The following is a 12,902-nucleotide window of genomic DNA, read 5'->3' on the forward strand; positions in this document are numbered from 1 at the left end:
TTTGGTATTAGTTTACCACAAGGATAGCGATTCATCCACAAAAAGTTCCTGTTTTATGCGGAATTTTTCATATACATAGCGTTAAGTCTTACATACAGACTTTACTTTTTCAATTCACGCTTTTTCATAATCCCCCCTCTCCCCTCATAGTCTGTAACAAACGCAAACCGGAGGTCCCCTATGAGCTCCAAAACAAAAATCGTCGTGCTGCGGATGAAGGAGATCATCTATACCGCGGTCTTTCTTATTTTAGGCATCCTGCTCATATCCCTGTTCCTGTTCATGTTCCGGCCGGGAAAAACGGACGCCCCCGCCTCCTCGGACCAGGCAGACGCCCTGTACACGCCGGGCGTGTACACCTCCTCCATCCGCCTGGGAAACGAGCAGGTCAATGTCCAGGTCTCCGTGGACGCCAGCCATATCAACGCCATCGACCTGGTGCCCTTAAGCGAGGCGGTCACCACCATGTACCCCCTGATGCAGCCGGCCCTGGATGACCTGGCGGAACAGATCTGCTCCACCCAGTCCACGGAAAACCTCTCCTACGCCAGCGAAACCCGCTACACTTCCCAGGCTCTCTTAAAAGCCATCAATGATGCTTTACAAAAGGCTGAAAAGTGAATATAATGAAAGGCGTTTAGCCAATCAACTTTTTTCTTTCATTCTTTTACATATTTGGGGAGAATTATGAAAACGCAAGCACAAAAAGAAACGGCCGCGTCCGCGCGGAACAGCATCACAGAAGGAGTCATCTGGCAGCAGCTCCTTTTTTTCTTCTTTCCGATTCTGTTCGGAACCTTTTTTCAGCAGCTCTACAACACGGTGGACGCCGTTATCGTGGGACAGTACGTGGGAACGGAGGCGCTGGCGGCGGTGGGAGGCACCACCGGCACCCTGATCAACCTGTTCGTCGGCTTTTTCGTCGGCCTGTCCTCCGGCGCCACCGTGACCATTTCCCAGTTTTTCGGGGCCGGCCAGCATGATATGGTGAGCCGCTCCGTCCACACCGCCGTGGCCTTTTCCCTGGTAACGGGCCTGGCCATGATGGGCATCGGCCTGGTGGGGGCCCCCTTCGCCCTGCGGGCCATGGGGACGCCGGAGGCGGTGATGGACTACGCCACCTCCTACCTTAGGATCTATTTCCTGGGCATCATTCCCAACCTGGTTTACAACATGGGATCCGGAATCCTGCGGGCCATCGGTGATTCCAAACGGCCCCTGTACTTCCTCATGGCCAGCTGCTTTACCAACATTGTGCTGGATATGCTTTTTGTCGTATACCTGGGGATGGAGGTGGCCGGCGCCGCCCTGGCGACCATCTTTTCCCAGCTGGTGAGCGCTGTGCTGGTGGTCCTCGTCCTCACCAGGACCACAGAGTCGTACAAGCTCTACTTCCGGAAACTGAAGATCGAAAGCTTTTTAGTCAAGCGTATCGTCCAGATCGGCCTGCCGGCAGGCCTTCAGTCCGTGATGTACAACGCCTCCAACATCACTATCCAGTCCAGCGTCAACACCCTGGGAACCACCACCATCGCGGCCTACACCGCCTACTCCAAGATCGACAGCCTGTTCTGGATGGTCATGAATGCCTTCGGCATCTCCATCACCACCTTCGTAGGCCAGAACTACGGGGCCAACAAGCCAAAGCGGGTGAAGAAAGGCGTAAACGTCTGCCTGTTTATGTCCTTTATCACCACGATTCTGCTCTCCCTCCTGCTCTACTTCTTCGGAGAGTACATCTTCCGGCTGTTCACAGGGGACGGAGCTGTGATTGAGAGCGGAATGGACATCCTTCACTTTATGGTGCCCATGTTCCTCACCTACATCCTGATCGAGATTTACTCCGGTTCCCTGCGGGGCATCGGAGACTGCTGGATCCCCATGATCCTCACCTGCCTGGGCGTCTGCGTGCTGCGGGTGGCCTGGGTCCTGATCGCGGTACCCCTTCACCGCACTATGGTGACCATCCTGGTGAGCTATCCCCTCTCCTGGACCATCACCTCCATCGCCTTCTTCGTCTACTTCCACTTCTTCAGCCGCCTGGGCCGGAAACGGATCCCGGTGAACACGGACGTAAACTGGTAACGAACAGACAGACGAACATATACCGGCAGACAAACTCAAAAAAGCAGGTTCCGAACCCCTCACAGAAGGTTCCGAACCTGCTTTTTCTTTCTCTCTTTCTCAATCTCATTCCACTTCCCAGACCGCCTACGGCGCTTTCCAGCCGGCGTAAAGGGTCATGGACTGGCTGACGGTGTCCGTCTCCAGATCCCAGGGGATCGTCAGCCCCTCGTCGGCGTACCAGCCGTCAAAGGCGTATCCCTCCCTGGTGGGCTCCGCCGGAGGCTCCAAAACTTCCCCATACATCCGTTTCTGGCTCTCCACCGCCGTTCCTCCCATGGTGTTGAAAGTCACATCGTAGCCGCGGTTTGCCATACCGAAGGCCAGGCAGGCGATCAGCAGGACGCTTAACCCTATGATAATCCCGTTTAACGCCTTCACGGAAATGTTTACCCGGCCGTACAGCCCCCGTAGCGGCCGCTCTGTCTCACTCATAAGCCCTTTCCTTTCCCACAAAGCGCCGGGACCTGGGGTTCCGGCGCTTTGGTAAAAGCTGATTATTTGCGCACCAGATACTTTCTCATATCAATGGCGCAGGCGATCAGGATGATCAGACCCTTGATCACGTAAAGCATATTGGCATCCACAGACAGGAAGTTCAGGCCGGCGAAGATGATCTGCAGCAGCAGAACGCCTACCACGATTCCGCTGATCCGTCCAATGCCTCCCACGAAGGACACGCCGCCGATGACGCAGGCCGCGATGGCGTCACACTCGTAGTTTAAGCCGGTGTTGGCGTTGGCGGACGCGATGCGGGCTCCGTCCAGGAAACCGGTGATGGCGTACATCACGCCTGCCAGCATAAACACCATGATGATGGTGCGGGAGACGTTGACGCCGGATACGTTGGCCGCCTCCTCATTGGAGCCGACGGCGAACATATTCTTTCCAAAGGTGGTCTTGTTCCAGATGATCCACATGATGACGGTGAGAATCACAGCGTACAGCACGTATCTGGGCACCGCCACCCCCTGGATGGTGAACAGAGTTCCGGTAACCAAAGCACGGTAGCCGTCGGACAGGCCGCTTAAGGTCTGGCCGTTGTTCGTGCCGTTCTTTAAGTAAATGAGGATCAGGCCGTACACGATCAGCTGGGTGGACAGGGTTACGATAAAGGGATGCAGCTTAAACTTCGCCACGCTGAACCCGTTTACAAAGCCCACCACGGCGCCCACTGCCAGCACCATCAGAAATACCACCAGAATGGGCGGGGCGCTGGTCATTTCCGGGAACACCTTAAATACAGTGGTCAGTAAGGATGCGGAAATACAGGCCGTCAAGCCAACCACGCGGCCCGCGGAAATATCCGTACCGGTCAGCACGATACATCCGGCAATTCCCAGAGCAATGGGCAGCTTTGCCGCCGTCAGGGAAATGACGTTGATGATGGACGGAAGTTTCCGGAAGGCCGGCTCCTCTATGGAAATGTAGATGACGGCCAGCACGATGATAATGTACATCGCGTTGTTGAGAAGGAGGTCGCTGACCTTCCTCATTTTATCTTTTGACGAAAGAGCCTTAAACTCCTGGGCTTTTCCCGCTGTTTTGTTGTCAGACACAGTTCATACCCCCTATTATACGTATTTCGCAGCCAAAGTCATGATTTCTTCCTGCGTTGTGTTCCTGGCGTCCACCTCTCCGGCCAGCCGGCCGCCGGACATGACTAAAATCCGGTCGCAGACTCCAAGCAGCTCCGGCATCTCGGAGGAAACCATAAGCACGGTCTTTCCCTCTTTTGCCAGGTTCAGAATCAGCTGATAGATCTCGTATTTGGCGCCCACGTCGATTCCTCTGGTGGGCTCGTCCAAAAGCAGCACCTCTGGCTCCGTCAGCAGCCATCTGGCTAAGATTACCTTCTGCTGGTTGCCTCCGGACAGGGAGCGGATCTGCGTCCTCTGGCTCGGAGTTTTCGTTCTCATGGAGCGGATGCCCCACTCGGTGGCCTCCGACAGCTTTTTATTGCTGAGGAAGGGACCCACTTTGTAGCGGCGCAGGCTGGAGATCGTGGTGTTTGCCTGTATATCCCGGATACCGAAGATCCCGGTGGCCCGGCGCTCCTCCGTCAGCATGGCGAACCGGTTTGCCAGAGACTCCCTGGCGTTGCGGTTCATCACCCGTTTTCCCTCCAGATAGATCTCGCCCTCTTTTCTGGTGGCGATGCCGAAGATATTTTCCAAAAGCTCCGTGCGCCCGGAGCCGTCCAGGCCGGCGATGCCTAAAACCTCGCCCTTCTTGGCCACGAAGGACACGTCCCGAAGGGCGGAATAGGCTGCCGTCAGCCCTTTCACCTCCAGCAGGGGCTCTCCCACCACGTTGTCCTTCTCCGGATAGCGGTTGGTCAGCTCACGGCCTACCATGAGGCGGATGATCTCGTTCATGGTCAGCTCCTTGGCGGGACGGGTGGCCACCCACTGTCCGTCACGCATGATGGTCACGTCATCGGAAATCCGCAGAATCTCCTCCATTTTATGGGATATGTAGATGATTCCGCAGCCCCGGTCCCGGAGCATATTGATAATGCGAAACAGGTGCTCTACCTCCTCCTCTGTCAGAGACGAGGTGGGCTCGTCGAACACGATCACCTTGGAGTGGAAGGAAACCGCCTTGGCGATCTCCACCATCTGCCTCTGGGACACTGGCATCCGGCTCATCACCGTTTTCGGATCCACCTGGACCTCCAGCTCGTCAAACACCGCTTTCGTCGCGGCGTACATCTTGGACTCGCTGGTTAAGGGGCACCACTTGGAGATTTTTGGGAAACGCCCCAGCCACATATTGTCCATGACATTCCGTTTCAGAGCCTGGTTTAACTCCTGGTGCACCATGGCCACGCCGTTTTCCAGGGCCTCCTTGGAGGTTTTGAAATTGATTTCCTTTCCCTCCAGATAAATGTGGCCGCTGTCCTTGCTGTACACGCCGAACAGACATTTCATCAGGGTCGATTTGCCGGCTCCATTCTCCCCCATCAATGCGTGAACCGTTCCAGCTCTCACGGTCAATGAAACATTGTCCAGAGCTTTTACACCGGGAAACGATTTGCATATTCCTTCCATTTTCAAAAGAACGTCTTTCTTTTCCTGATTTTCCAAACCGCCACCTCCTGGCCTTTCTCGTACTCAACCGGGACGGGGCCAATCCCCTGCTCAAAACCCCCGGATATGGTAAGAGACGCCTTTTGGCGTCTCTCACTTACAACTGAACTGGTGAATGTTCTTTATTCCTCACCGGTATAGGTACCGTACGGGATATTTACACGCCAAGTTCCTACTACGTTCTCGGAATCCACATCTGCAAACGTGTCAGCTCCGGTCATGTAGTTTACGGTGATCTGGGAAATGGTGTTGGCCATTCCGTCTGCATCCTGCTTGATGGTGCCGGTCATGGTTCCCTTCGCGATCGCCTCTTTTGCGGCATCCGTAGCGTCCACGCCAAATACGGGGATTACGGTTGCGCTGCCATCCTCTAAGTTGTAGCCTGCGTTCTGCAGAGCGGTCACTGCGCCGATGGCCATCTCGTCGTTGTTGGCGATTACCAGCTCAACCATGTTGTTGTTGGCTTCGCTGTACTGGGAAAGGATGGTCTGCATATAGTTGTTGGCAGCTGCCGCGGACCATGCGCCGTCCTGGTCTACCAGATACTTGTTGCTGTTGCTGTCGTCATAGAAGGACAGAGCCGGCTTTCCAGCCTCCGTGAGAACGGCATCCGCGTCCTCTACGCCGTACTGGGTACGGGCAATAGCCTCTGCGTTTCCTTCCTGACCCTTAAACATCACGTAGGAGATCTCTCCGTCGCCGTTTAAATCAATGGTATCGTAATTCTCTACCAGGTACTGTCCGATCATCTCGCCCTGCATATGGCCGGCCATCTCGTAGTCGGTTCCTACGAATACGCACTTGTCATAGCTGCTCACCGCCTCCTCGCTTACGGAACGGTTGAAGAAGATCACCGGGATGTTCTGAGCGCTGGCCTGGTCAATGATGTTGCGGGCCGCGTCGTCAGAGCCGCTGTCTACCAGGTTTACTACCAGAAGGCTGGTTCCCTTGGCGATGGCGGTGGTCACCTGCTCGGTCTGGGTGGTCTGGCTGTTGTTGCTGTCGTAGTCCTGATACTGTACGCCGGCAGCGTCCAGAGCAGCGTCCAGAGCGGAACGCACGCTGGAAATGTAGGTGTCGCCGTAGGTGTAATAGAATACGGAAACCTCTCCGTCAATCGCAGCCTGCTCCTCGCCGGCAGCCTCTGTGGTATCGCTCTCTGCCGCTGTGGTAGCATCGGCAGCGGGAGCTGCTGTGGTGGTGTCCGTGGAACCGCCGCCGCAGGCCGTCATGGACAGGGCCATGCAGGACGCCATTGCTAATGCCATTGCTTTTCTTGATAATCTCATGATAAAAACCTCCCTTTTTTTATATGATTTTTCATTTTTCGGTTTTGGCACTCTGCCTTACCGGACAAGTTTATTATACTAAGAATTTGTGCAGTTTTCCATAGGATTTTCTTTTGAAAAGTATGGTTTTTTTTCGCAGTTGGTGATTATTTCTCTTTTTTCATCACAATCTCCTGGCTGACCCAGTAATATTTCCCCTCCTCCAAAACCAGATCCTCCGGGAGTTCTTCCCCTCTGGCCCTGGCGATGGCAATGTCCATCATGACCCCCGCGTACTCCTCCTTGTCAGAGGCCACGGTGCCCAAAAGGGTTCCCTGTTCCACCGCCTCGTTTCCCGGGACGGTGCCGTCGATGCCCACCAGGCTGATGCCTGAAACGCCGGCCCGCTCTATGGCGTCGATGGCGCCTAAGGCCATATCGTCGTTGTTGCTGATCACCAGCTCGATCCGGCCGGGATACTCCTTCAGCCACTGCTCCATGAGGGCGGACGCCTGACTCCTCTCCCAGTTGGCGATGCCCCCCGTAAGCTTTTCCACGGGGACGCCGCTGTCCTTTAAGGTCTGGACTGACCACTCCGTGCGGATCACGGAATCCTGATGGCTGCTCTCCCCCTCCAGGAGGACGTAGCTCACCACTCCGTCGCCGTTTCGGTCCACCTGCTCCGGGTTTTCCTCGTAGAGGTCTGCCACGATGCTCCCCTGGAGCACCGCCGACTCCTTGGGATCTACGCCGATGTAGTAGAGCTGGTCCCAGCGGTTCATGTCCTCCTCCACCGGCTGGCGGTTGAAAAACACCACCGGGACGCCGGCGGCCATGGCCTTGTCGATGATGATGGAGACGTTGGTGCGGTCCACCATATTGATGCAGACCACGTCGCAGCCCAGGGAAATAAAACGCTCCACCTGGTTGTTCTGGGTGTTCTGACTGCCCTTGGCGTCCTGGATGTCCAAATGGACCTTGACGCCGGTCTCCTGCTCGTAGGCCTTGGCCCGCTTTTCCAGTTCCCCGCGGATGTTGTTGATAAAGGTGTCGTCGCCCCGGTAGAGGCTCACGCCGATGCGCACCGACGGCAGGCCTTCCGCTTTTTCGCTCCCGCCGCAGCCAGCGCAGACAAGCGCAAGCAGGCAGAACAGACACACCGTTTTCCAAAACCGTTTTATATTCCCAAACCGTCCTCTCGTCCCTTTCATAGGCCCGTCCTTTCTCTATTCAATGGGATACAGCATTTTCTCATACCGCGGCTCCCGCAGCGCCTCCCGCTCAATATAATAGAAGGGAAGGGAAATTTCCGTCTTTTTCAGAGTCCCCCTGGCCCCGTCCACCGCCAGGCGCGCGCACAGATAACCGGCACTGAAGTCGTCGGTCACACAGAGCCCGGTGATCCAGCCCTCATCCAGGGCATTTAACACCGGAATGGAGGTTCCCCGGCCGTAGACCCCTTTCACGTAGGGGCGGTACCTGGCGCTTTCCTCCAAAAGCTCTGCCGTTTCCAGCAGGCTGTCCGGATCCAGGGCGATGACCACGGCGTCCTGCTCCGCCGGATAACAGAGGGATTCCAGAGCGTTTCGAAACCCGTTTTCCCTGTCGCCGGACACAGAAACCAGCTCAAAGCCGGCCTGGGAAAGGGATTCTCTCAAGCCCTCCTCAAACCGTCCCTTGACGCTGGTCTCCTCCCCGTTTTCAAAGAGCAGGATCCGCTCCCCGCTCCCGTGACGCCCGGCCACCTCCCCTCCCAGGGCGCGGCCCATCTCCCGGATGTCCACAGACACCTCCGCCGAGGCGTACTCCGCCAATCCGTCCCCATTGGAGAGAATGAGGGGAACCTCCAGCGGCTCCGCCTCCAGGGCCGTCTCCAGCGCCCCTTCGTCCACGGGAGCCACCACCAGGGCCTGGGCCCCATCCTGTTTTTCCCGCCGCAGCATTTCCAGCTGCTGTTCCGCCTGGCTGCTCTCGTACAGGGTGATAAAGCTCACGTCCGCGTTAAGCTCCATGGCCGCCTGGTCCATCCCCTTCCGGAAATTTACGTACTGATCGTCAGAGTCCTCCTCAATGACCACGGAAATGGGGTATACAGGGTTTTCCCGCTCCTTGATGATCAGATCGGTGGAGGAGGCCAGAAACAAAAGAACCAGCGCCGCCCCGTAGACGGCCCATATGATTTTTTCCCGTTTTGTAATCATAGCCCCTCCTTCTCCCGCAGCTCCTCTTTTGTCAGGGCGGGCAGGTGGATGGTCACCGTCGTGCCCTCGTCCGGCTCTGAATCAATGGAGAGGCCGTAATCCTCCCCAAAGTACAGGCGGATCCGCTCGTTCACATTTTTCACGCCGATGCCGGATCCCCTGCTGGAGTGGACGGCCGCCTCCCCGGTGAGAAGGCTTTCCACCTGCTCCTCCGTCATGCCCAGCCCGTTGTCCCCCACGGTAAACCAAAGGCCGTCCTCCCGGCGGCGCACCTGGATGAGGATCTCCCCGTCCCCGTCCATTTTAAACTCCATGCCGTGGTAAATGGAATTTTCCACCAGGGGCTGGAGCATCAGTTTCAGGCTGCACAGCTCCAGGGTCTCCGGCTCCGCGTCGATCTCGTAGGTGAACTTATTTTTAAACCGTTTCTGCTGGATCATCAGGTAGTTTCTCACGTGCTCCAGCTCGTCCCGCACCGGGATAATGCTCTTTCCCTTGCTCAGGCTGATGCGGAAAAACCGGGCCAGGGCCGTGACCACCTTCACCGCCTCGTCCTTCTGCTCGTTCTCAATCATCCACACAATGATGTCCAGGGTGTTGTAAAGAAAGTGGGGGTTGATCTGGGACTGAAGGGTGTCAAACTCGCTTTTCCGCTTGGACTCGTGCTCCGCCACGATGTCCTTCATCAGCGTCTGAATCCGCTCCGCCATATCCCGGATGGAACGGCCCAGATGCTGGATCTCGTAGGAGCCGCCGATGTGGATCTCCGCGTTTAAATCCCCCGCCTCCAGGGCGTTCACCGATTTCTCCAGTTTCTGGATGGGCACGGTGATCCTGGTGGAAATGTAGGAGTTTATGAGGGCCAGAATGTAGAGCACGAAGGCCACGATGAACACGATAAACAGCTTCGTCTTCAGGTTGTTGAGGGCGATGCCCCGCTCCGGGCTGACGCCGATCAGTTTCCAGCCGGTGTAGCCCACGGATTTGACGGAAATGTCCCGCGTCTCCCCGCGGTACTCCTCCCGGTAATTACCGTCCCGGTAGGAGGCCGCCGCCTGGACGTTCTCCTCCGCCAGCCCCGCGTCGATGAGCTGCATCCTGGGATGGTAGATCAGATCCCCGCCGCTGCTGATCACGTAGAGGTAGCCGCTGTTTCCCAGGGTGATGTTGTCCAAAAGCTGCTGGAAACTCCCGTAGGTGATGTCGATTAAGAGCACTCCCTGGTCGGTGGCGGTGCCCCTGGTGATCTCCACCGCCCGGGAGAGGGTGATCACCCAGCGGTACTGGTTTCCCGTGCTGTCAAAGAGGTACTGGACGTGGGGGGTGGTGAAATGGAGGTTGTCAGTGCGCTCCAGCGTGTTCTGAAACCACTCCTCCTCCGTCACATCCAGTCCCGGCTTGAGCCTGGCGGCGGGCACCGCCTCCAAAAGCTCTCCTTCCTTGGACAGGAGGGCGATGTTGGAAACCTGCTCCTTGTTGTTGTCGTAGAGAAGGGTGAACTCGTTGTTCACCGTCTCCGCCGACAAATCGGCGTTTTTTATCACCCCGTAGTACAGGGAGTCCGACAGTTTCATGATGGTGCGCAGATAGGCGTCCACCGACAGGTTTACCTGGTTTAAAAGGGCCTGGTTCTCCTCCTGGATGGTGGCCGTCATCTGGCTGGTGAGCCGGCCGTAGAGGGATACGCCGATGAGCAGGATCGCCACCAGGGCGCTCACCGTGAAATATACGTATATGGTGGTGCGGATGCTGAACTGGCGCATCCAGCTCCGTTTTCCTGGCTGTTCCATAAGTTTCCCTCCCTTTGTGTCCGTCTGGGGCGTACAGTTTCCCGGCCGGCGGTTTTCCTGCGCCTCCATGTTCCTCTATGCTCTGTTTTCCCCTGTCTCCCGCTCTCCTCTGTTTCCTCTATTTTCCGGTCCCCGGCGTCTGGGGGCTGCGGTATTTGGTGGGGGAAACGCCGAATTTCTTCTTAAACACGTAGCTGAAATAGTTCTGCTCCTGATAGCCCACCTTCCTGGCGATCACGTAGGTCTTGTCGTCCGTCTCGTTTAACAGCTCCACCGCCTTCCCCAGGCGGATGTCCGTGAGGTAAGCCACGTAGGTCTGCCCCGTCTCCCGCTTAAAGAGGGTGGAAAAATAGGCCGGGCTCATGTGGAGCTGGCGGCAGATCATTTCCACGGACAGATCCGGGTCCTTGTAGTGCTCCTGAATGTATTCCTTGGCCTCTAAGATCACCTTGCGGGTGGTGTTGTCCCGCTCCCGGTTCATGCCCTCATTTAACCGCAGAGCCAGCTGGAAAAACCACTCCTCAAACTCCTCCAGATGCTCCGGATCCCCTAAGAGCTCCATGTACCGGTCCTGCTCCAGGAAGTCTCCCGGCGCCATATCGTACTGCTGAAGGAGCTGGATCATGCCGTTGACCATGGACAGCTTGTAGAGCTGGTACTGGCGGGCGTGGACCCTGGCGCCGCCCATGCGGGCCACCAGGCTGTGGACGGCCAAACGGATGGTCTCCGGAGTGCCGAATTTCACCGCCGCGGCCAGCTCCGCCTCGTCCTTTGGCTCCAGCCGCAGCTTTCCCCGGTTCACCGGCTCCACGTCGTTGATGTAAATGGTTTTCCCTGTCCCCACGATGGCTTTGTAGCCCAGGGCATCCAAGGCCGACCGGTAGGACTGGCCGATTCCCGTCAGTTCTTCACAGCTGTGGCCCACGCCGATGGTCACCGTCACCTCCAGCACCCGGCGGCATTCCTTGCAGATGTCTCCCAGCTGGTCAATGAGGCCGGTCTGAGTATTTTCCTCGTCCACCGCCACGATGAGGGTCAGTCCCACAGAGGAATTGAAGGCGGCAAACCGGCAGAAGGCCCGCAGGCTGTCCTCCACCAGCTGGCGGACGGAAATGGGGATCAGCTCCCGGTGCCGGGAGAGCACCTGGCTGCAGGAATCCTCCTGCTCCACGTGGATGAGGGCCGCCAGCCATTTCCTGGCCCCTAAAATATCCACCCCGTACTCCTCCAGCCGGGAGGCGATCTGCTCCTGTCCCACCGTTCCCTGAACCAGGTCGTTTAGGAACACCTCCCGCAGGATGGGAAGGCTGTTTAAATAGCTTTCCCGGAGAATGTCCACGTTTCTCCGCTGCTTAATCTCCTCGTCCAGGTTTTCCCGGACCCGGTTTAAGATCTCCGTCAGCTCCTCCACGTTCACCGGTTTTAATATGTACTCCGTGACGTTCAGCTTAATGGCCTGCTGGGCGTACTCAAAATCGTCAAACCCGGAAAAAATCAGCACCTTCATGGACGGGTACTTCTGGCGGATGCGGGCCGTCAGGGTCAGGCCGTCCATATAGGGCATCCGGATGTCGGTCATGACCACGTCCGGCTCCATCTGCTCGATTTTCTCCAGAGCCTCCTGGCCATTTTCCGCGTCTCCCACCACCTGGAACCCCAGGCGGGCCCAGTCAATCTTGCGGATAATGCCCTTTCGCACTTCCTCCTCGTCGTCTACCAGAATGATTCGATATAAGTTCATGAAACGGTCTGCTCCTTTCCCGGCCTGACAGTCCCAGGCGCGGCGGTGTATGCCGGCGGGCCGTCCGGTTTGCCGGCCCGCCGCCCGCCTCTGTTTTATCATGTTGTCTTCACAGCGCAGAAGGGGCGGCTGCCGCCGCAGCCGCCCGCGCCAAAGGTTCTGTTTGCCTGTCCTGGCGCTTACGCCAGCATCTCGTCCTTTTTCTCCAGGATCTCCGCTACCACCGCACAGGCCGGGCAGTCGCAGAATTTCGCTCCCGCCGCCTTGATCTCTCTGCCGTGAGCCGCGATCCCGGAGGCCGTGTCCGCGCCGAAATACGCTTTTCCAGCGTCAGACTCGGAGAAATCAATGAGCATATCAATGGGCATGATGTCGCCCTCCAGCTCCGCGATGTACTTCTTCGTCTCCTCCGCCTCCGCGGCCGTTCCCACCGCGTCCAGCCAGGCCTGGGCCGCAGCCTTTGCCTCCGCGCTGCAGGTAGCCGTCCCCATGAGCTCCTTGGTCTTCTCCACTACGTAATCCAATACCTTCTTATCCATACGAAACCCTTCTTTCTTTCAGAATTTGCCTCTATTTTACCACAAGAAATCTGTCATTACAACCATTTGAAGGGGACATCCTCCTGCTTTCCTCCGAAAATTCCATCCCCACTCCGGGTGCCCGGCGGTCTCCGTTTCACAAGGGAA

General features: G+C 57.1%; 11 protein-coding genes. 2 read left to right on the top strand and 9 right to left on the bottom strand.

The genetic code is table 11. From position 1 onward, the window contains the following. Positions 1 to 180: 180 nt before the first annotated feature. Both B5E84_RS17570 and B5E84_RS17575 read left to right on the top strand, forming a co-directional pair. A complete protein-coding gene (locus B5E84_RS17570; RefSeq protein WP_087225389.1) occupies positions 181 to 621 on the top strand; it encodes an FMN-binding protein in 441 nt (146 codons plus the stop codon). 66 nt (positions 622 to 687) lie between these two features. Next, positions 688 to 2,085 (top strand): MATE family efflux transporter, encoded by a 1,398-nt coding sequence (locus B5E84_RS17575; RefSeq protein ID WP_087225392.1) that lies wholly within the window; start codon positions 688 to 690, stop codon positions 2,083 to 2,085. 126 nt (positions 2,086 to 2,211) lie between these two features. On the opposite strand, the gene B5E84_RS17580 is transcribed toward B5E84_RS17575, so the two are convergent. The 9 genes from B5E84_RS17580 to B5E84_RS17620 form a co-directional block, all read right to left on the bottom strand. Further along, the gene (locus B5E84_RS17580; protein WP_087225395.1) at positions 2,212 to 2,559 is read right to left on the bottom strand and encodes an InlB B-repeat-containing protein; all 348 of its coding nucleotides are present in this window, start codon (positions 2,557 to 2,559) and stop codon (positions 2,212 to 2,214) included. Positions 2,560 to 2,621: 62 nt separating this feature from the next. Further along, positions 2,622 to 3,683, bottom strand: a complete 1,062-nt coding sequence (locus B5E84_RS17585; RefSeq protein WP_330374299.1) for a galactose/methyl galactoside ABC transporter permease MglC — start codon at positions 3,681 to 3,683, stop codon at positions 2,622 to 2,624. 15 nt (positions 3,684 to 3,698) lie between these two features. Further along, positions 3,699 to 5,177, bottom strand: a complete 1,479-nt coding sequence (locus tag B5E84_RS17590; RefSeq protein WP_087225454.1) for a sugar ABC transporter ATP-binding protein — start codon at positions 5,175 to 5,177, stop codon at positions 3,699 to 3,701. Between the two features lie 161 nt (positions 5,178 to 5,338). Next, positions 5,339 to 6,505, bottom strand: a complete 1,167-nt coding sequence (locus B5E84_RS17595) for a galactose ABC transporter substrate-binding protein (RefSeq protein WP_087225398.1) — start codon at positions 6,503 to 6,505, stop codon at positions 5,339 to 5,341. A gap of 146 nt (positions 6,506 to 6,651) precedes the next feature. After that, positions 6,652 to 7,695 carry a galactose ABC transporter substrate-binding protein gene (locus tag B5E84_RS17600; RefSeq protein WP_087225401.1) on the bottom strand — a complete coding sequence of 348 codons (1,044 nt, stop codon included), beginning with the start codon at positions 7,693 to 7,695 and terminating at the stop codon, positions 6,652 to 6,654. 15 nt (positions 7,696 to 7,710) lie between these two features. Continuing rightward, positions 7,711 to 8,685 (bottom strand): sugar ABC transporter substrate-binding protein, encoded by a 975-nt coding sequence (locus tag B5E84_RS17605; RefSeq protein ID WP_087225403.1) that lies wholly within the window; start codon positions 8,683 to 8,685, stop codon positions 7,711 to 7,713. Beyond that, positions 8,682 to 10,475: a sensor histidine kinase gene (locus B5E84_RS17610; protein WP_087225457.1), complete on the bottom strand. Its 1,794-nt coding sequence runs from the start codon at positions 10,473 to 10,475 to the stop codon at positions 8,682 to 8,684. The genes B5E84_RS17605 and B5E84_RS17610 overlap by 4 nt, the downstream gene beginning before the upstream one ends. 118 nt (positions 10,476 to 10,593) lie before the next feature. Then, positions 10,594 to 12,216, bottom strand: a complete 1,623-nt coding sequence (locus B5E84_RS17615) for a response regulator (RefSeq protein ID WP_087225460.1) — start codon at positions 12,214 to 12,216, stop codon at positions 10,594 to 10,596. A 179-nt stretch (positions 12,217 to 12,395) separates the two neighbouring features. Then, positions 12,396 to 12,755: a molecular chaperone Hsp90 gene (locus B5E84_RS17620; RefSeq protein WP_087225406.1), complete on the bottom strand. Its 360-nt coding sequence runs from the start codon at positions 12,753 to 12,755 to the stop codon at positions 12,396 to 12,398. Positions 12,756 to 12,902: the final 147 nt, after the last annotated feature.

Source organism: Lachnoclostridium sp. An14 (assembly GCF_002160755.1).
Classification (GTDB): Bacteria; Bacillota; Clostridia; order Lachnospirales; family Lachnospiraceae; genus Lachnoclostridium_A.

Bases quoted from the DNA above. Each gene is read 5' to 3' on its own strand.
- B5E84_RS17570 (WP_087225389.1), top strand. From the start codon at position 181: ATGAGCTCCAAAACAAAAATCGTCGTGCTGCGGATGAAGGAGATCATC.
- B5E84_RS17575 (WP_087225392.1), top strand. From the start codon at position 688: ATGAAAACGCAAGCACAAAAAGAAACGGCCGCGTCCGCGCGGAACAGC.
- B5E84_RS17580 (WP_087225395.1), bottom strand. From the start codon at position 2,559: ATGAGTGAGACAGAGCGGCCGCTACGGGGGCTGTACGGCCGGGTAAAC.
- B5E84_RS17590 (WP_087225454.1), bottom strand. From the start codon at position 5,177: ATGGAAGGAATATGCAAATCGTTTCCCGGTGTAAAAGCTCTGGACAAT.
- B5E84_RS17595 (WP_087225398.1), bottom strand. From the start codon at position 6,505: ATGAGATTATCAAGAAAAGCAATGGCATTAGCAATGGCGTCCTGCATG.
- B5E84_RS17600 (WP_087225401.1), bottom strand. From the start codon at position 7,695: ATGAAAGGGACGAGAGGACGGTTTGGGAATATAAAACGGTTTTGGAAA.
- B5E84_RS17605 (WP_087225403.1), bottom strand. From the start codon at position 8,685: ATGATTACAAAACGGGAAAAAATCATATGGGCCGTCTACGGGGCGGCG.
- B5E84_RS17610 (WP_087225457.1), bottom strand. From the start codon at position 10,475: ATGGAACAGCCAGGAAAACGGAGCTGGATGCGCCAGTTCAGCATCCGC.
- B5E84_RS17615 (WP_087225460.1), bottom strand. From the start codon at position 12,216: ATGAACTTATATCGAATCATTCTGGTAGACGACGAGGAGGAAGTGCGA.
- B5E84_RS17620 (WP_087225406.1), bottom strand. From the start codon at position 12,755: ATGGATAAGAAGGTATTGGATTACGTAGTGGAGAAGACCAAGGAGCTC.